The organism is Pseudomonas sp. RIT-PI-a, assembly GCF_001187875.1.
Taxonomy (GTDB): domain Bacteria; phylum Pseudomonadota; class Gammaproteobacteria; order Pseudomonadales; family Pseudomonadaceae; genus Aquipseudomonas; species Aquipseudomonas coleopterorum.
This window is the reverse complement of sequence record NZ_LGIR01000003.1, coordinates 166,047-185,247: the sequence shown is the minus strand read 5'-3', so window position 1 is coordinate 185,247 and position 19,201 is coordinate 166,047. Positions and strand designations below refer to the sequence as shown.

The following is a 19,201-nucleotide window of genomic DNA, read 5'->3' as shown; positions in this document are numbered from 1 at the left end:
AAATTTCAAACAGGAGGTCACTATGTACAAGAACAACAACAAACTGCGACATAGCATTGCCCTGGCAACCGCACTGGCGTGCGCTGGCCTGAGCGCCGCAGCATGGGCGGATGCCTACGAAGACGCGGCGAAGAAATGGGTCGGCGCCGAATTCAAGCCGTCCACCCTCACGCCCGAGCAGCAGATGGCGGAGATGCAGTGGTTCATCGAGGCGGCCAAGCCTTTCCGCGGCATGAGCATCAACGTCGTGTCGGAAACGCTGACCACCCACGAATACGAAGCCAAGACCCTGGCCAAGGCGTTCAGCGAGATCACCGGGATCAAGCTTACCCACGACCTGCTGCAGGAAGGCGACGTGGTCGAGAAGCTGCAGACCCAGATGCAGTCGGACAAGAACATCTACGACGGCTGGGTCAACGATTCGGATTTGATCGGTACGCACTTTCGCTACGGCAAGAGCGAGTCGATCACCGACATGATGGCCAGCCCCGAGGGCAAGAAAGCCACCTCGCCGACCCTGGACTTGAAGGACTTCATCGGTATCTCCTTCACCACCGCACCCGACGGCAAGATCTATCAGCTGCCCGACCAGCAATTCGCCAACTTGTACTGGTTCCGCGCCGACTGGTTCGAACGGCCCGAGTTGAAGGCCAAGTTCAAACAGATCTACGGCTATGAGCTGGGGGTTCCGGTCAACTGGTCCGCCTATGAAGACATCGCCAAGTTCTTCTCCGAAGACGTCAAGGAAATCGACGGCAAGCGCATCTACGGGCACATGGACTACGGCAAGAAAGACCCTTCACTGGGCTGGCGCTTCACCGATGCCTGGTTCTCCATGGCCGGTGGTGGCGACAAGGGCCTGCCCAACGGCTTGCCGGTGGACGAGTGGGGCATTCGCGTGGAGGACTGCCATCCGGTGGGTTCCAGCGTGACCCGTGGCGGCGACACCAACGGCCCGGCCGCCGTGTATGCCACCCAGAAGTACGTCGACTGGATGCGCGCCTACGCACCACCTGAAGCCCAGGGCATGACCTTCTCCGAATCCGGACCGGTACCGGCCCAAGGCAACATCGCCCAGCAGATCTTCTGGTACACCGCGTTCACCGCCGACATGACCAAGCCTGGCTTGCCGGTGATGAATGACGACGGCACGCCCAAGTGGCGCATGGCGCCATCGCCCAAGGGCCCGTACTGGGAGGAGGGGATGAAACTGGGCTATCAGGACACCGGTTCCTGGACCTTCCTCAAGTCCACCCCCGAGAAGCAACGTCTGGCCGCCTGGCTGTATGCGCAGTTCGTGACGTCGAAGACGGTGTCGTTGAAAAAGACCATCGTCGGTCTGACCCCGATTCGCGAATCGGACATCAATTCCCAGGCCATGACCGATCTGGCGCCGAAGCTGGGTGGTCTGGTGGAGTTCTACCGCAGCCCGGCCCGCGTACAGTGGACCCCGACCGGCACCAACGTGCCTGACTATCCACGTCTGGCGCAGCTGTGGTGGAGCCACATTTCCGAGGCGGCCAGCGGCGAGAAGACCCCGCAGCAGGCGCTCGACGGCCTGGCCAAGGATCAGGACGCGATCATGACCCGCCTGGAACGCAGCAAGGTGCAGCCGGTGTGTGGGCCGAAGATGAACCCCGAGCGCGACGCCCAGTACTGGTTCGACCAACCCGGCGCGCCCAAGCCCAAACTGGCCAACGAAAAACCCCAGGGCCAGACCGTGGGCTACGCCGAACTGGTCAAGTCGTGGGAGGATGCAAGGAAATAGCAGCGCTGCGGTGCGTCTGATGAACCGTGGCGCCTGCTTCGCGGCCACGGACCGCTCCTACGGGACATCGATTCATCCGTAGGAGCGGTCATCGGCCGCGAAAGCTGCACTGCGACCTGTCTGACACACCGCGTCGCCTGCTTCGTGGCCACGGACCGCTCCTACGGGGGAATCGACTCATTCCGTAGGAGCGGTCATCGGCCGCGAACAAGGCTCACATCACTTGTGCAAGGCCTGTGCTGCATAGAGGGTATTTTCCAGCAGGCAGGCGCGGGTCATCGGACCTACGCCGCCTGGCACCGGCGTGATCCAGCCGGCGCGGGGCAGAGCGGTTTCATACACGACATCGCCCACCAGCTTGCCATCGGCCTGACGGTTGATGCCCACGTCGATCACGATCGCGCCTTCCTTGATCCATTCGCCCTTCACCAGCCCCGGCTTGCCGGCAGCGACCACCACCAGGTCGGCGCGGCCTACATGGCCCGCCAGGTCTTTGGTGAAACGGTGCGTCACGGTCACGGTGCAGCCTGCCAGCAACAGTTCCATGGCCATGGGCCGACCGACGATGTTGGAAGCACCTACTACCACTGCGTCCATCCCGTACAGATCCTGGCCGGTGCTTTCCAGCAGCGCCATGATCCCTTTGGGGGTGCAGGGGCGCAGCAACGGAATGCGCTGGGCCAGGCGACCGACGTTATAAGGATGGAAACCATCGACGTCCTTGTCCGGGCGGATGCGCTCGAGCAGCAGCGAGGCATCCAGGTGCTCGGGCAGCGGCAACTGCAACAGGATGCCGTCGATATCGGTATCGGCATTGAGGGTGTCGATCAGCGTCTCCAGCTCCAGTTGGGAGGTCGCGCTCGGCAGGTCGAAGGCCCGGGAAACGAATCCGACTTCTTCGCAGTCCTTGCGCTTGTGCGATACATAGACCTGGGAAGCGGGGTCGGTGCCCACCAGAATCACCGCGAGCCCTGGCGTGCGCAGGCCCTGCTGACGACGCTCGGCAACCTGTTGAGCGATCTGCTGGCGCAGGTTGGCGGCGATCGCCTTGCCGTCGATAAGTTGTGCAGTCATGACGCGTGATTAACCATCGAAAAGGAATGAAAATGTGCGCGCATTCTCGCATGTCGCACGCCCAGGGCAAAGGCGCTTGCTTCGCGAAACCTCCTAAGCCCTTTAATTAAATGAATTTTTTTGAAAAAAGAGTTGACGACCCCAAGGCTCGTCTATAACATTCGTCGCACTTGTCGGGCAGGGCCTAGCACTGGTGAAGAAGGTAGGGCAAAGCAAGCGGTTTCAAGGCTTGTTTGTCATCACCGACTGAAGCTCTGGATTTGTAATCTGCAAGGACTACAGACTCAAAAGCGCCCGTAGCTCAGCTGGATAGAGCATCCGCCTTCTAAGCGGATGGTCGCAGGTTCGAGTCCTGCCGGGTGCGCCATTAGGCAGCTTTGGCACAAGTAACGCAGTAAACGCAATATGGTGGGCGTAGCTCAGTTGGTAGAGCACAGGATTGTGACTCCTGTTGTCGTGGGTTCGATCCCCATCGTCCACCCCATATTCCGAAAGGCGCCCGATTCTCACCGATCCGGCGCCTTTGCTTTAAAAGCTACACGCGGACGTGGTGGAATTGGTAGACACACTGGATTTAGGTTCCAGCGCCGAAAGGTGTAAGAGTTCGAGTCTCTTCGTCCGCACCAACCAGAATGGCAAGGCCCAGGCCTGCCGCTCAACGTGAAAGCCGCCTCAGGGCGGCTTTTTCGTGTCTGCGATTTGGCGAACGCTTCACCCGCTCAAGGCTTCACGCCTCCACCGGTTGGACCATGCTGAACGTGATGACATTGCCGTTCTGCTCGACGCTCAGGTTGCCGCTGTGGGCTACCGCGATTGCCTGGGAAATATACAGGCCGATCCCCAGCCCATTCTTGTTGCGCAGGTTCTCGGCGCTGTGCGGCTTGAACGGCTGGAACAGCGTTGCCAATCGCTCGGGCGCCACCGGAGTGGTCTGATTGAGCACGGACAATCGCGTGTTCTGCTGTTCGGTGCTCAAGCTGATCAGTACCGGGGTGTCGGGCGTGCCGTGGTAGCGAGCATTGCCCAGCAGGTTGGTGATGACCTGCGCGTAGCGATCCGGATCGACCATGGCGCGTACGTCCGGCTCGATGCGGGCTTCTATGGTCAGGCCGGGAAAAGCCACGGCGGTTTCGTGGACGATGCTTTCCACCAGTGTCGACAGATCGGTGTCGACCCGATTGACCATGATGCCAAGACCCGACTGCAGGCGACTCATCTCCAGGATCTGGCTGATCAGCCGTTCCATGCGACCGCTGGAGTGGCTGATGTGCTTGCGCAGTTCGGTGTCGCGCGTCTCGTTCGAAGACAGCATGGCGGCGGCCATGGAAATGGACTGAAGCGGGTTGCGCAGGTCGTGACCGAGCATCGCGATCAGGCGCTGGCGCATGCCATCGATCTCGCTGGCACGGCTCAGGCACAACTCGACCAGGTCACGCCGCAGCTTCTCGGCGATGGCGATGTCGGTATCCCCCCAGCTGGCCGAGCGTCCGCGCACCACTTCTTCCCAGGCTTCGAACGAGCCTCGGGGTGTCAGCCGGGCGCCCGAGGGCCCGACCTTGATGATTTTCTCCGGCTTGCCGCCCCAGCGCACGTTGTTGATTTCTTCCTTGCGCAGCCACATGACCCAGCCGGATTCCTGTCGGTGGAAGCGGACCGCCAGAATGCCACAGTAGCCGCTGGTGTTGCGCTCGCTTGCCGAGCCTTGCCAATGCTCGGTATGGAACACCTCGAGGTTCGGGTCCTGTTCGACGTGTTCGAGCACCTGGCGGCACAGGGCGTCGAAATGTCCGCCGATGCTTTGGGTGCGTCCCGACATCACCACCGCAGCACCATCGCAGGGAATCAGCGAGGCAATATTGTCCGGATCACCCGCCAGGGCGCTGACCAGATCTTCGGAGTCGCGGGCCAGGGTCATGAGTTTCTGTTGCTGGTCGCTTGCCTGCTTCAGGGTCTGTGTGGCCAGGTTGTGTTCCAGGCGTTCGACCAGTGCGCTGCAGACCTGCGAGATGACCTGGAACGACATGCGCAAGGGGTGAGCCATCGTCTTGGGCGACATGTGGTGGCAGGAGAACAGCCCCCACAGCTTGCCACCCACGACGATGGAAACGCTCATCGAGGCGCGCACGCCCATGTTGGTGAGGTACTCGCAGTGGATCGGTGAAACGCTGCGCAGGGTGCTGAAGCTCAGGTCGAACGGCTGGCCGGTTCGCGGATCCAGTGACGGGATCAGTGGCGCTGGCGCATAGGTCACGTCGGCGATCAGGCGAATCGGATTCAATATATAGAGCAGGCGAGCCTGGGCAGGGATGTCCGAGGCCGGGTAACGCTGGCCCAGATAGCTTTCGAGGTCTTCGCGATGGGCCTCGGCGATGACCTCGCCGGACAGGTCGGGACGAAAGCGATAGGCCATGACCCGGTCGTAGCCCGTCATGTTGCGGATTTCCTGGGTCACGCGGCTCAGCAGGGCATCGATGTCGTGGCGGTTCTGCATCTGGCTGATGATGCGTTGCGCGTACAGGGCGAACTGGCTGAAGGAGCCGCTGGCCGTACGGCGCGGCTCGAACTCCAGATAAAGGATCTGCAGATGGCGATGGGCAACCACGTCGAACAGGCGGCCGAGCAGCACGCTTTCGACACTGTTGGCCCAGTGATCGCTGCTGGCAAGCCCCTCGGCGATCAGCGCCAGGACATCGCCGCCCAGCAACTCGCCGTCCGGCGTGCTGCCCGGCAGTACATCCAGCCCGATGGTCGCCATCAGGTTGGCGCTGCGGCTCAATACGCGACCTTCGGCATCCAGCGCGATCAGTGCGCCATGAGGCTGGATCGCGCCCGGCCGATGGATGGGCTCGTCCTCGCAATTGGCGAGGGAAACCGGCGGCACGGGGTTTATGGCCATGAAGGTCCTGCGATGATGGGCATTGTTACCGGAAACGACAGAATGATCGTGCTCTCCGCATAGAGGTGCAAGGTAATGACTTTATCCGCTGACAGAATACCAGCGGGCCCATCATTGTCTTGCAAAAGTTGTCCGAGAGATCACTTTTCATCCCTGAACAGGCCTTGTTTTGCTGCCGTTGGACGGTTTCTGCAGCGACTTTCCGCGCATCCATGTGCATAGGGTGACTTCTTGAGTTCGAGCCACTAGAATGCTTGCCCTTGATCTGGGGTCGGAAATGGCCGGCTAACGTCTGTGCAACGAGGAAAATCCATGCAAGTTTCTGTTGAAAACACTTCCGCTCTCGAGCGCCGCATGACCATCGGTGTTCCCGCCGAGCGCATCGAGGCCGAAGTCAACAAGCGTCTGCAACAGACCGCCCGTAACGCCAAGATCCCGGGCTTCCGTCCAGGCAAGGTGCCTATGAGCGTCATCCGTCAGCGCTACGAGGCTGACGCGCGCCAGGAAGCTCTGGGCAACGTCATCCAGGCTTCCTTCTATGAAGCCGTGGTCGAGCACAAGCTCAACCCAGCCGGCGCACCCGCCGTCGAGCCTAAAGTGTTCGAGAAGGGCAAGGATCTGGAATACATCGCTACCTTCGAAGTATTCCCCGAATTCGAAGTCGGCGCGTTCGACAGCATCGAAGTCGAGCGCCTGAGCGCCGACGTCGCCGACAGCGACCTGGACAACATGCTCGAAGTGCTGCGCAAGCAGAACGTGCGTTACGAGCAGGTCGAGCGCGCTGCCCAGACCGAAGACCAGCTGAACATCGACTTCGTCGGCAAGATCGAAGGCGAGGCGTTCTCCGGTGGTTCGGCCAGCGGTACCCAGCTGGTACTGGGTTCGGGCCGCATGATTCCCGGTTTCGAAGACGGTCTGGTCGGCGCCAAGGCCGGTGAAGAGAAGGTGCTGAACCTGAACTTCCCCGAGGACTACCAGAACCTCGAGCTGGCCGGCAAGGCTGCCGAGTTCACCGTCACCGTCAACAGCGTTTCCGAAGCCAAGCTGCCTGAGCTGAACGAAGAGTTCTTCGGCCAGTTCGGCATCAAGGAAACCGGTCTCGACGGCTTCCGCGCCGAAGTTCGCAAGAACATGGAGCGCGAGCTGCGTCAGGCCATCAAGGCCAAGATCAAGAATCAGGTCATGGACGGTCTGGTATCGACCAACCCGATCGAAGTGCCCAAGGCGCTGCTGGACAACGAAGTCGACCGTCTGCGCGTTCAAGCCGTGCAGCAGTTCGGTGGCAACATCAAGCCCGACCAACTGCCGGCCGAGCTGTTCACCGAACAAGCCAAGCGCCGCGTCGTGCTGGGCCTGATCGTCGCCGAAGTGGTCAAGCAGAACGAGCTCAAGCCTGACGAAGCACGCGTGCGCGAGCTGATCCAGGAAATGGCCTCGGCCTACCAGGAGCCCGAGCAAGTTGTATCGTGGTACTACAAAAATGACGAGCAGCTGAACGAAGTCCGTTCGGTTGTGCTGGAAGAACAAGTTGTGGATACTGTTCTGCAGAAGGCTAAGGTGACCGATAAAGCGGTCTCTTACGAAGAAGCAGTCAAACCGGCGGAAGCAGCACAAGCCGACTGATTGTCCAACTCGTTGGAAATTCAACCACAAGCCAGCCTCGCGCTGGCTTGTGCGTTTTCAAGACATGACTATTTGGGAGTAACTGCAGAGCATGTTCCGTAATTCCTATATTCAGCAGAACTCTGATATCCAGGCCGCTGGCGGCCTGGTCCCGATGGTTGTCGAGCAATCCGCTCGTGGCGAACGCGCCTACGATATCTACTCACGCCTGCTAAAGGAGCGAGTGATCTTTCTGGTTGGCCCGGTAGAGGACTACATGGCCAACCTGATCTGTGCGCAGCTGCTGTTCCTTGAGGCGGAAAACCCGGACAAGGACATCCATCTCTACATCAACTCCCCAGGCGGTTCGGTCACTGCAGGCATGTCGATCTACGACACCATGCAGTTCATCAAGCCGAACGTGTCGACTACCTGCATTGGCCAAGCCTGCAGCATGGGCGCATTCCTGCTGACCGCCGGTGCCGAAGGCAAGCGTTTCTGCCTGCCGAACTCACGCGTGATGATTCACCAGCCACTGGGCGGCTTCCAGGGCCAGGCGTCGGACATCGAAATCCATGCCAAGGAAATCCTGTTTATCCGTGAGCGTCTCAACGCGCTGATGGCCAAGCACAGCGGGCGCACCCTGGAAGAAATCGAGCGCGACACCAACCGCGACAACTTCATGAGTGCCGAAGCTGCGCAAGCCTATGGCCTGATCGACAAAGTGATTGACCGTCGCCCCGCTTAACATGAGCCGCTCAAAATAGGGCTGGTTGGCATGCCCGACCATTGCCGGGCTTGAAAAAGCCCGCAATAGCCTTCATCTTGTGTTGCAAGCCTATCGGATTTGGATCGATCGAATGACTGACACCCGCAACGGCGAGGACAACGGCAACAAGCTGCTCTATTGCTCCTTCTGTGGCAAAAGCCAGCATGAAGTGCGCAAATTGATTGCCGGCCCCTCGGTCTTTATCTGCGACGAGTGCGTCGACCTGTGCAACGACATCATCCGCGAGGAGGTGCAGGAAGCCCAGGCCGAGAGCAGCGCGCATAAATTGCCCTCGCCCAAAGAAATAAGCGGCATCCTGGATCAGTATGTGATTGGCCAGGAGCGCGCCAAGAAGGTTCTCGCGGTAGCGGTGTACAACCACTACAAGCGCCTGAACCAGCGTGACAAGAAGAATGACGACGTAGAGCTCGGCAAGAGCAATATCCTGCTGATCGGCCCGACCGGTTCGGGCAAGACGCTGCTGGCCGAAACCCTGGCTCGCCTGCTCAACGTTCCATTCACCATCGCCGATGCCACCACCCTGACCGAAGCCGGTTACGTGGGTGAGGACGTCGAGAACATCATTCAGAAACTGCTGCAGAAGTGCGACTACGATGTCGAGAAGGCCCAGATGGGCATCGTCTACATCGACGAAATCGACAAGATTTCGCGCAAGTCGGACAACCCGTCCATCACCCGTGACGTTTCGGGCGAAGGCGTGCAGCAGGCGCTGTTGAAGCTGATCGAGGGCACGGTTGCCTCGGTACCGCCTCAGGGTGGTCGCAAGCATCCTCAGCAGGAGTTTCTGCAGGTCGACACGCGCAACATCCTGTTCATCTGCGGTGGCGCATTCTCCGGCCTGGAGAAGGTCATCCAGAATCGCTCCACCCAGGGCGGTATCGGTTTCAGTGCCCAGGTGCGCAGCAAGCAGGAAGGCAAGAAGGTTGGCGAGTCGCTGCGCGAAGTCGAACCCGATGACCTGGTCAAATTCGGTTTGATTCCCGAGTTCGTCGGTCGTCTGCCGGTGCTGGCCACCCTGGATGAGCTGGACGAAGCGGCACTGATCCAGATTCTCACCGAACCCAAGAACGCGCTGACCAAGCAATACGGCAAGCTGTTCGAAATGGAAGGTGTGGATCTCGAGTTCCGTACCGACGCGTTGAAATCGGTTGCCCGTCGCGCGCTCGAGCGCAAGACCGGTGCTCGTGGCCTGCGTTCGATCCTGGAAGGCATTCTGCTCGACACCATGTACGAGATTCCTTCGCAGACGGATGTCAGCAAAGTGGTCATCGACGAAAGCGTGATCGAAGGGACGTCCAAGCCGCTGTTGATCTACGAAAACAGCGAGCCGCCGGCGAAGGCTGCACCCGACGCCTGATCGAAAATCTGAGCTGAAACAAGGAAGGGGCCTACGGGCCCTTTTCGTTTTTCAGACAGCGAACTTGTTTTTTGCCGGGCAAGCCCCCACATTGAAGGCATGTTCAATTCCATCTGTTTACGGCCTTCGGGGCCGCTGTAGAGGCGAAATCATGAAGACAACCATCGAATTGCCTCTCCTGCCATTGCGCGATGTCGTCGTCTATCCGCACATGGTTATCCCGCTGTTTGTGGGTCGTGAGAAGTCCATCGAAGCCCTCGAGGCGGCGATGTCGGGCGAAAAGCAGATCCTTTTGCTCGCGCAGAAGAATCCCGCCGATGACGATCCAGGTGAAGACGCCTTGTACCGTGTCGGCACTGTCGCCACCGTCCTGCAGTTGCTCAAGCTGCCCGATGGCACTGTCAAGGTGCTGGTCGAAGGCGAGCAGCGCGGCAGTGTCGAGCAGTTCCTGGAGATCGACGGCCACGTGCGTGCCGAAGTGCAGTTGATCGACGAGGTCGACGCTCCGGATCGCGAGTCTGAAGTGTTCGTGCGCACCTTGCTGGGCCAGTTCGAGCAGTACGTGCAGCTGGGCAAGAAGGTTCCGGCCGAAGTACTGTCCTCGCTCAACAGCATCGATGAGCCCGGTCGCCTGGTCGACACCATGGCCGCGCACATGGCGCTGAAGATCGAACAGAAGCAGGAAATACTCGAAATCATCGAACTGCCTGCGCGTGTCGAGCATGTGCTGGCCCTGCTGGATGCCGAGATCGACCTGCTGCAGGTCGAGAAGCGCATTCGCGGACGGGTCAAGAAGCAGATGGAGCGCAGCCAGCGCGAGTACTATCTGAACGAGCAGATGAAGGCCATTCAGAAAGAGCTGGGCGACGGTGAGGAAGGGCACAACGAAGTCGAAGAGCTGAAAAAGCGCATCGATGCGGCGGGCCTGCCCAAGGACGCCCTGGCCAAGGCCACGGCTGAGTTGAACAAGCTCAAGCAGATGTCGCCGATGTCGGCGGAAGCGACCGTGGTGCGCACCTACATCGACTGGCTGGTGCAGGTGCCATGGCAGGCGCAGAGTAAGGTGCGTCTGGACCTGGCGCGCGCTGAAAGCATCCTCGATGCCGACCACTACGGTCTGGAAGAGGTCAAGGAACGTATCCTTGAATACCTCGCCGTGCAGAAGCGGGTGAAGAAGATCCGCGGTCCGGTGCTGTGCCTGGTAGGGCCGCCGGGTGTGGGCAAGACTTCGCTGGCCGAATCCATCGCTCATGCCACCAACCGCAAGTTCGTGCGCATGGCCCTGGGTGGCGTGCGTGACGAGGCCGAGATTCGGGGTCACCGCCGCACCTACATCGGCTCGATGCCCGGTCGCCTGATCCAGAAGATGACCAAGGTGGGCGTTCGCAACCCGCTGTTCCTGCTCGACGAGATCGACAAGATGGGCAGCGACATGCGCGGCGATCCGGCCTCGGCGTTGCTGGAAGTGCTGGATCCGGAGCAGAACCACAACTTCAACGACCATTACCTGGAAGTCGACTACGATCTTTCCGACGTGATGTTCCTGTGCACCTCGAACTCGATGAACATCCCGCCGGCGCTGCTTGACCGTATGGAAGTCATCCGTCTGCCGGGCTACACCGAAGACGAGAAGATCAATATCGCGATCAAGTACCTGTCGCCCAAGCAGATCGAAGCCAACGGCCTGAAGAAGTCCGAGGTCGAGATCGAGGTCGATGCGATTCGCGACATCATCCGCTACTACACTCGCGAGGCGGGCGTGCGCGGGCTGGAACGTCAGATTGCCAAGATCTGCCGCAAGGTGGTGAAAGAGCATGCGCACCTGAAGAAATTCACGGTCAAGGTCACGCCCGATTCGCTGGATCACCTGCTGGGCGTGCGCAAGTTCCGCTACGGTCTGGCCGAGCAGCAGGATCAGGTCGGTCAGGTCACTGGCCTGGCGTGGACTCAGGTGGGCGGCGAGTTGCTGACCATCGAAGCGGCGGTCATCCCAGGCAAGGGCCAGTTGATCAAGACCGGTTCGCTGGGTGACGTGATGGTCGAATCCATCACCGCGGCGCAGACGGTGGTGCGCAGCCGTGCCAAGAGCCTGGGAATCGCCGCGGACTTCCACGAGAAGCACGACACGCACATCCACATGCCCGAAGGTGCGACCCCCAAGGATGGCCCGAGCGCCGGTGTCGGCATGTGCACCGCACTGGTCTCGGCACTGACCCAGATTCCGGTACGCGCCGATGTCGCCATGACCGGCGAAATCACCTTGCGTGGCCAGGTATTGGCCATCGGCGGGCTGAAGGAGAAGTTGCTGGCGGCCCATCGTGGTGGAATCAAGACGGTAATCATCCCTGAAGAAAACGTGCGCGATCTCAAGGAAATTCCCGACAATATCAAGCAGGATCTGCAGATTAAACCTGTTAAATGGATTGACGAAGTCCTGCAAATTGCGCTGCAATACGCGCCGGAGCCCTTGCCCGATGTGGCTCCCGAGATTGTCGCCAAGGATGAGAAACGCGATACGGATTCCAAGGAACGAATCAGCACGCATTGAGCCTTGATTTGACTGGGTGGCTTTCTTGACAGCTTTTTTGAGCCCTTGTTATAAAGCGGCACTTGCTGTGTCGACAGCCACCCGGCGCACGTTTCACCACATACTTAGAAACAACTCAAAATATCGATATAAGGGGACTTATAGTGAACAAGTCGGAACTGATTGACGCAATCGCCGCATCTGCTGATATCTCCAAAGCTACAGCTGGCAAGGCGCTGGACGCCGTGATCGAATCCGTGACGGGTGCCCTGAAATCCGGTGATTCGGTTGTGTTGGTAGGTTTCGGTACGTTCTCCGTGACTGATCGCCCAGCGCGTACCGGTCGCAACCCGCAAACCGGCAAGGCCCTGGAAATCGCGGCTGCCAAGAAGCCCAGCTTCAAAGCCGGTAAAGCCCTGAAAGAAGCTGTCAACTAAGCTTCGGCTACGCCTTTGCTACCTGCTGCCAGGCAATGCCGGCAACAGGAGTGGAGCTGAGCAAGCTCCGCGAGTTACGAGAAGGCGCATCCTCGGATGCGCCTTTCTTCTATCCGGATTCCTATTACTCTCCGCGGTCGCTCTATCTGTACGGCCGTTTTCGGGGGATGCATGCTGCAGAACATCAGGGATAACTCCCAGGGCTGGATTGCCAAGACCATCATCGGTTTGATCATCGTATTGATGGCGCTGACCGGTTTCGACGCGATCTTCCAGGCCGCCAGCCATAGCCAGGACGCTGCAAAGGTCAACGGTGACGAGATCACCTTGAATGAACTCAGTCAGGCGACCGAGATGCAACGTCGCCAACTGATGCAACAGTTGGGCAAGGATTTCGATCCAGCCCTGCTCGACGACAAGATGCTGCGCGAAGCGGCCCTCAAGGGCCTGATCGATCGCAAGCTGCTGCTGCAAGGTGCCCATGACGCCAAGTTCGCCTTCTCCGAAGGTGCGCTCGACCAGATCATGCTGCAGACGCCTGAGTTCCAGGTCGACGGCAAGTTCAGCGCCGAACGCTTCGACCAGGTCATTCGCCAGATGGGCTACGGCCGTCTGCAGTTCCGTCAGATGCTCTCCGAAGAGATGCTCATCGGCCAGCTGCGTGCCGGCCTGGCGGGCAGCAGCTTCGTGACCGACGAGCAGGTTGCCGCGTTCGCTCGCCTCGAGAAGCAGACCCGTGATTTCGCTTCGCTGACCTTCAAGGCAGACCCGTCGGCGACCAAGGTCACCGACGACGAGGTCAAGGCGCATTACGACGAACACGCCAAGGAGTTCATGAGCCCTGATCAGGTGGTCATCGACTACGTCGAGCTGAAGAAGTCTTCGTTCTTCGACCAGGTCACCGTGAAGGACGAGGATCTTCAGGACGCCTACCAGAAAGAGATCGCCAACCTGTCCGAGCAGCGTCGTGCCGCGCACATTCTGATCGAGGTCAATGACAAGCTCGATGACGCGCAGGCCAAGGCCAAGATCGAGGAAGTGCAGGCACGTCTGGAGAAGGGTGAGGACTTTGCCAAGCTGGCCAAGGAAGTCTCCCAGGATCCAGGCTCGGCCAGCAATGGCGGTGACCTCGGTTTCGCCGGCAATGGCGTGTACGACCCGGCGTTCGAAACCGCGCTCAATGCCCTGAGCAAGGGCCAGGTTTCGGCGCCGGTGCGCACCGATTTCGGCTGGCACCTGATCAAGCTTGAAGACGTGCAGGCTCCGGACGTACCGACCTTCGCCAGCCTCAAGGCCAAGCTGACCAGCGACCTGAAGACTCAGGAAGTTGAACAGCGCTTCGTGACCGCCACCAAGCAACTGGAAGACTCGGCGTTCGAAGCCTCGGACCTGGGGCAGCCTGCGCAGGAGTTGGGCCTCAAGGTCCACACGTCCGAGCCGTTCGGCAAGGAAGGCGGCAGCCAGGGCGTGACTGCCAGCCGTGCCGTGGTGCAGGCCGCATTCAGCCCTGAAGTGCTGGAGGAGGGTTCCAACAGCGCTGCGCTGGAGCTGGACCCGGAAACTATGGTTGTGGTGCGCGTGAAGGAGCATCGCAAGCCTGAGCAACTGCCGCTGGAAGCCGTGGCCGGACCGATTCGTGCCGAGCTGGCCAGGCAGCACGCCGCAGCCCAGGTGAAGGCCAAGGGCGAAGCGCTGCTGGCCGGTCTGCGCGACGGCAAGGTGCCGCTGGCGGCCAGTCAGGAAGGTCAGTCCTGGAAAGTGCTGGAAGCGGTCAGCCGCGGCCAGGACGGCATCGAGCCGGCCGAGCTGCAGGCACTGTTCCGTATGCCCAAGCCGCAAGCCAAGGACAAGCCCGAGTTCAGCAGCGTGACGCTGAAGGACGGTAGCTTCGTGGTTCTGCGCCTGGACGGCGTGAACGAAGCTGCGGCGCCTAGCGATGAAGAGAAGACCCAGTACCGTCGCTTCCTGGCGTCGCGCATGGGTCAGCAGGATTTCGCGGCGTACCGCAAGCTGCTGGAAACCAAGGCGGACATCACCAAGTATTGAGGTGATGGATGTTTGAACAAAAGGCCGCGTATGCGGCCTTTTGTTTTTTGGTGGATTCAAGGGCCTCTTCGCGGGCAGAGCCCGCTCCCACATGTCACCACTACTCCTTGCGCCACCGATAAACCGAGCGATAAAAAAACGCCGCTGAAATCAGCGGCGTTTCTTCAACCGATTGAAGCCAGCTTACTCTTCGATATCACCCATGGCGGTGGTGTTGAAGCCGCCGTCCACGTACATGATTTCGCCGCTGATGCCCGACGCCAGGTCGGAGCACAGGAACGCGCCGGCGTTGCCGACTTCGTCGATGGTGACGTTGCGACGCAGCGGGGTCTGCGCTTCGTTGGCGGCCAGCATCTTGCGGAAGTTCTTGATGCCCGAGGCTGCCAGGGTGCGGATCGGGCCGGCCGATACGGCGTTGACGCGAGTGCCTTCCGGGCCCAGGGAGCCGGCCAGGTAGCGCACGCCGGCTTCCAGCGAAGCCTTGGCCATGCCCATGACGTTGTAGTTGGGCATGGTGCGCTCGGCGCCCAGGTACGACAGGGTCAGCAGGCTGCCGTTGCGGCCTTTCATCATGTCGCGACCGGCCTTGGCCAGGGCCACGAAGCTGTAGGCGCTGATGTCGTGAGCGATGCGGAAGCCTTCGCGGGTGGTGGCCTGGGTGAAGTCGCCATCGAGCTGGTCGCCCGGGGCGAAGCCGACGGAGTGAACGATGACGTCCAGGCCGTCCCACTTCTTGCTCAGGGCTTCGAAGACCGAGGCGATTTCAGCATCGCTGGCCACATCGCAGGGGAAGCACAGATCGGCGCTGGAGCCCCAGCCGGCGGCGAATTCCTCGACGCGGCCCTTGAGCTTTTCGTTCTGGTAGGTGAAGGCAAGTTCAGCACCCTCGCGATGCATGGCGGCAGCGATGCCGGATGCGATGGACAGTTTGCTGGCGACACCGACGATCAGGACGCGCTTACCGGCGAGAAAACCCATGTGTTGTTCCTCTTCAGGTTAATCGACAGCCGTTGGGGCCAAAAAGGCTGCTTCCAACAGCTGCTGTGTATAAGGGTGCTGCGGCGCGGCAAAGATCTCCCGCGCCGCCCCTTGTTCGACGACCTGACCGTGCCTGATCACCATCAACTGGTGGCTCAGCGCTTTGACTACCGCCAGATCATGGCTGATAAACAAATAGGTCAGGTTGTATTTCAGTTGCAGTGAACGCAACAGCTCCACTACCTGGCGTTGAACGGTGCGGTCGAGCGCCGATGTGGGCTCGTCCAGCAGGATCAACGCCGGCTTCAAAACCAAGGCCCGGGCAATGGCGATACGTTGCCGCTGCCCGCCGGAGAACTCGTGAGGGTAACGATGCCGGGTCTGTGGGTCCAGCCCAACCTCTTCGAGCGCGGCAATGATAGCCTGTTCCTGCTCGGCTTCGTTGCCGATCTTGTGTATTCGCAGGCCTTCGCCAACGATCTGGCTCACGCTCATCCGCGGGCTGAGGCTGCCGAAGGGGTCCTGGAACACCACCTGCATCTGCTTGCGCAGCGGGCGCACCTGCTGCTGGGGCAGGCCGTCAAGGGCCTCACCCTGAAAGCGGATCGAGCCACGGCTGGCGATCAAGCGCATGATGGCCAGGCCTAGCGTCGACTTGCCCGAGCCACTTTCGCCGACGATGCCCAGGGTCTGGCCACGAGGCAGCTCGAACTGGATGCCGTCGACGGCCTTGACGTGATCCACGGTGCGCCCCAGAAACCCCTTTTTGATGGGAAACCAGACGCGCAGGTCGTCGATCGACAGAATCGGCTCGCCGATCTGCGTTGCCGCAGGCGCTCCGCTGGGTTCGGCCCCCAGCAGCACCTGTGTGTACGAATGCTGTGGTGCGCGAAACAATTCTTCGCAGCTAGCCTGTTCGACGATGCGACCGCGCTGCATGACACATACCCGGTGTGCAATTCTCTTCACCAGGTTCAGGTCGTGGCTGATCAGCAGCAGGGCCATGCCCAGTCGGGCCTGCAGTTCCTTGAGCAATTCGAGGATCTTCAGCTGCACCGTCACGTCGAGCGCGGTCGTGGGCTCGTCGGCGATCAGCAATTCAGGTTCGTTGGCCAGGGCCATGGCGATCATCACGCGTTGACGCTGACCGCCTGACAGCTCGTGTGGCAATGCATTGAGCCGTTTGTGCGGTTCGCCGATGCCGACCAGTTCCAGCAACTGCAGAGTGCGCTGGGTGGCGGCTGCTCCGGTCAGCCCTTTGTGCAGAGCGAGCACTTCGCCGATCTGCTTGCCGATGTTGTGCAGCGGGTTGAGCGAGCTCATCGGCTCCTGGAAAATCATGGCGATGCGATTGCCGCGAATCTGCCTGAGTTGTTTTTCCGGCAGCGTCAACAGATCGCGACCATTGTAGGCAATGGTGCCGCTGGGATGCTGGGCGAGCGGGTAGGGCAGCAGGCGCAGGATGGAGTGCGCCGTCACCGATTTGCCCGAGCCACTTTCGCCCACCAGCGCCAGGGTTTCGCCCCGGCGGATATCGAAGCTGATGTTCTCGACCACGCGTTGGCGGCTCTCACCGGCGACGAACTCGACGGCCAGGTCGCGGACCTCGATCAGATTGTCCTGGCGCATGTCATTTCCTCGGGTCGAAGGCGTCACGGGCGGATTCGCCGATGAACACCAGCAGGCTGAGCATCAGGGCCAGCACGGTGAAGGCGCTGATGCCCAGCCAGGGCGCTTGCAGGTTGGACTTGCCCTGGGCCACCAGCTCGCCCAGCGACGGTGAGCCGGCAGGCAGGCCGAAGCCGAGAAAATCCAGCGCGGTCAGGGTGCCAATTGCGCCGGTGAGGATGAACGGCATGAAGGTCATGGTCGAAACCATGGCGTTGGGCAGGATATGGCGAAACATGATGGCGCCGTTCTGCATGCCCAGCGCGCGGGCGGCGCGCACGTACTCCAGGTTGCGGCCGCGCAGGAACTCGGCGCGGACCACGTCCACCAGGCTCATCCAGGAAAACAGTAGCATGATGCCCAGCAGCCACCAAAAATTGGGCTGCACGAAGCTGGCCAGGATGATCAGTAGGTACAGCACCGGCAGGCCGGACCAGATTTCCAGAAAACGCTGGCCGGCCAGGTCCACCCAACCGCCATAGAAGCCTTGCAACGCCCCGGCGATCACCCCGATGACCGAGCTGGCGATGGTCAGGGTCAGGGCGAACAACACCGAGATGCGGAAGCCGTAGATCACCCGCGCGAGCACGTCGCGGCCCTGGTCGTCGGTGCCCAGCCAGTTCTGCGCGGACGGCGGCGCCGGTGCCGGTACGCTGAGGTCGTAGTTGATGCTCTGGTAGCTGAACGGAATCGGCGCCCACAGCGTCCAGCTCTGCTTGGCCGCCAGTAGCTCACGGATGTAGGGGCTCTTGTAGTTGGCTTCCAGGGGAAACTCGCCGCCGAAGGTGGTTTCCGGATAGCGCTTGAAGGCCGGGAAATACCATTCGCCGTCGTAGCGCACGGCGAGCGGTTTGTCGTTGGCGATCAGTTCGGCACCCAGGCTCAGGCCGAACAGCACCAGGAACAGCCACAGCGACCACCAGCCACGCTTGTTCGCCTTGAACCGCTCGAAGCGGCGTCGGTTGAGGGGAGACAGGTTCATCTCAGTGCTCCCTGTGGCCAAAGTCGATGCGTGGATCGACCAGGGTGTAGGTAAGGTCGCCGATCAGTTTCACTACCAGCCCCAACAAGGTAAAGATGAACAGGGTGCCGAACACCACCGGGTAGTCGCGGTTGATCGCCGCCTCGAAGCTCATCAGGCCCAGACCGTCGAGGGAGAAGATCACCTCCACCAGCAGGGAGCCGGTGAAGAAGATCCCGATGAAGGCCGAGGGGAAGCCGGCGATCACCAGCAACATCGCGTTGCGGAATACATGGCCGTACAGCACACGATGATTGCTCAGGCCCTTGGCCTTGGCGGTGACCACGTATTGCTTGCCGATTTCGTCGAGGAAGCTGTTCTTGGTCAGCAGCGTCATGGTGGCGAAGTGGCCGATGACCAGCGCGCTGACCGGCAGCACCAGGTGCCAGAAGTAATCGAGTACCTTGCCGCCCCAGCTCAGCTCCTCGAAATTGTTGGAGGTCAGGCCGCGCAGCGGGAACCAGTCCAGGTAGCTGCCGCCGGCGAACACCACGATCAACAGGATGGCGAACAGGAACGCGGGAATGGCGTAGCCGATGATGATCGCCGAGCTGGTCCAGACGTCGAAATGGCTGCCGTGGCGGGTGGCCTTGGCGATGCCCAGGGGGATCGACACCAGGTACATGATCAAGGTGCTCCACAGGCCCAGCGAGATCGACACCGGCATCTTTTCCACGATCAGATCGATGACCTTGGCGTCGCGGAAAAAGCTGCTGCCGAAGTCCAGCCGCGCGTAGTTCTTGATCATGATCCACAGGCGTTCGGGGGCCGGCTTGTCGAAGCCGTACATCTTCTCGATTTCCTGCACCAGGGCCGGATCCAGGCCCTGTGCACCGCGGTAACTGGAACCGGCGACCGCCACTTCGGCGCCGCCACCGGCGATGCGGTTGGTAGCGCCGTCGAATCCCTCGAGCTTGGCGATCATCTGTTCCACCGGCCCGCCGGGTGCGGCCTGGATGATGGCGAAATTGATGATCAGGATCCCCAATAGCGTGGGGATGATCAGCAGCAGTCGGCGCAGGATGTAGGCCAGCATC

General features: G+C 60.7%; 13 protein-coding genes and 3 tRNA genes. 10 read left to right on the top strand and 6 right to left on the bottom strand.

Features of this window, described 5'->3' with window-relative positions; genetic code table 11:
- Positions 1-22: 22 nt before the first annotated feature.
- The gene (locus AC788_RS01435; protein ID WP_049858854.1) at positions 23-1,768 is read left to right on the top strand and encodes an ABC transporter substrate-binding protein; all 1,746 of its coding nucleotides are present in this window, start codon (positions 23-25) and stop codon (positions 1,766-1,768) included.
- Between the two features lie 219 nt (positions 1,769-1,987).
- On the opposite strand, the gene folD is transcribed toward AC788_RS01435, so the two are convergent.
- Positions 1,988-2,842 carry a bifunctional methylenetetrahydrofolate dehydrogenase/methenyltetrahydrofolate cyclohydrolase FolD gene (gene folD / locus AC788_RS01430; RefSeq protein WP_049858853.1) on the bottom strand — a complete coding sequence of 285 codons (855 nt, stop codon included), beginning with the start codon at positions 2,840-2,842 and terminating at the stop codon, positions 1,988-1,990.
- Positions 2,843-3,132: 290 nt separating this feature from the next.
- On the opposite strand from folD, the gene AC788_RS01425 reads away from it, so the two are divergent.
- The 3 genes from AC788_RS01425 to AC788_RS01415 all read left to right on the top strand — a co-directional run bounded on the left by AC788_RS01425 (position 3,133) and on the right by AC788_RS01415 (position 3,468).
- Positions 3,133-3,209, top strand: a tRNA-Arg gene (locus tag AC788_RS01425).
- Positions 3,210-3,250: 41 nt separating this feature from the next.
- A tRNA-His gene (locus tag AC788_RS01420) sits at positions 3,251-3,326 on the top strand.
- 57 nt (positions 3,327-3,383) lie between these two features.
- Positions 3,384-3,468, top strand: a tRNA-Leu gene (locus AC788_RS01415).
- A gap of 101 nt (positions 3,469-3,569) precedes the next feature.
- On the opposite strand, the gene AC788_RS01410 is transcribed toward AC788_RS01415, so the two are convergent.
- The gene (locus tag AC788_RS01410) at positions 3,570-5,738 is read right to left on the bottom strand and encodes a GAF domain-containing protein (protein ID WP_049858852.1); all 2,169 of its coding nucleotides are present in this window, start codon (positions 5,736-5,738) and stop codon (positions 3,570-3,572) included.
- 312 nt (positions 5,739-6,050) lie between these two features.
- On the opposite strand from AC788_RS01410, the gene tig reads away from it, so the two are divergent.
- The 6 genes from tig (at position 6,051) to AC788_RS01380 (ending at position 14,497) form a co-directional block, all read left to right on the top strand.
- A complete protein-coding gene (tig, locus tag AC788_RS01405) occupies positions 6,051-7,361 on the top strand; it encodes a trigger factor (RefSeq protein WP_049858851.1) in 1,311 nt (436 codons plus the stop codon).
- A 91-nt stretch (positions 7,362-7,452) separates the two neighbouring features.
- Positions 7,453-8,088, top strand: a complete 636-nt coding sequence (gene clpP / locus AC788_RS01400; protein WP_049858850.1) for an ATP-dependent Clp endopeptidase proteolytic subunit ClpP — start codon at positions 7,453-7,455, stop codon at positions 8,086-8,088.
- Between the two features lie 112 nt (positions 8,089-8,200).
- Entirely contained in the window at positions 8,201-9,487 is a 1,287-nt protein-coding gene (gene clpX / locus AC788_RS01395) for an ATP-dependent Clp protease ATP-binding subunit ClpX (protein ID WP_049858849.1), read from the top strand.
- 151 nt (positions 9,488-9,638) lie between these two features.
- Entirely contained in the window at positions 9,639-12,035 is a 2,397-nt protein-coding gene (gene lon / locus AC788_RS01390) for an endopeptidase La (protein ID WP_049858848.1), read from the top strand.
- Between the two features lie 143 nt (positions 12,036-12,178).
- On the top strand, positions 12,179-12,451 hold the full coding sequence (locus tag AC788_RS01385; protein WP_049858847.1) for an HU family DNA-binding protein: 273 nt from the start codon (positions 12,179-12,181) through the stop codon (positions 12,449-12,451).
- Positions 12,452-12,622: 171 nt separating this feature from the next.
- Positions 12,623-14,497 (top strand): SurA N-terminal domain-containing protein, encoded by a 1,875-nt coding sequence (locus tag AC788_RS01380; RefSeq protein WP_049858846.1) that lies wholly within the window; start codon positions 12,623-12,625, stop codon positions 14,495-14,497.
- A 183-nt stretch (positions 14,498-14,680) separates the two neighbouring features.
- Here AC788_RS01380 and fabI read toward each other — a convergent pair whose 3' ends face one another.
- The 4 genes from fabI to AC788_RS01360 are packed head-to-tail and all read right to left on the bottom strand — an operon-like array spanning position 14,681 to position 19,200.
- Positions 14,681-15,475, bottom strand: a complete 795-nt coding sequence (fabI, locus tag AC788_RS01375) for an enoyl-ACP reductase FabI (RefSeq protein ID WP_049858845.1) — start codon at positions 15,473-15,475, stop codon at positions 14,681-14,683.
- Positions 15,476-15,493: 18 nt separating this feature from the next.
- Complete coding sequence (locus AC788_RS01370; protein ID WP_049858844.1) at positions 15,494-17,104, bottom strand: ABC transporter ATP-binding protein; 1,611 nt, start codon at positions 17,102-17,104, stop codon at positions 15,494-15,496.
- Between the two features lies 1 nt (position 17,105).
- Positions 17,106-18,125: an ABC transporter permease gene (locus AC788_RS01365; RefSeq protein ID WP_049858843.1), complete on the bottom strand. Its 1,020-nt coding sequence runs from the start codon at positions 18,123-18,125 to the stop codon at positions 17,106-17,108.
- A gap of 1 nt (position 18,126) precedes the next feature.
- Positions 18,127-19,200, bottom strand: a complete 1,074-nt coding sequence (locus tag AC788_RS01360) for a microcin C ABC transporter permease YejB (protein WP_049858842.1) — start codon at positions 19,198-19,200, stop codon at positions 18,127-18,129.
- Position 19,201 lies beyond the last annotated feature (1 nt).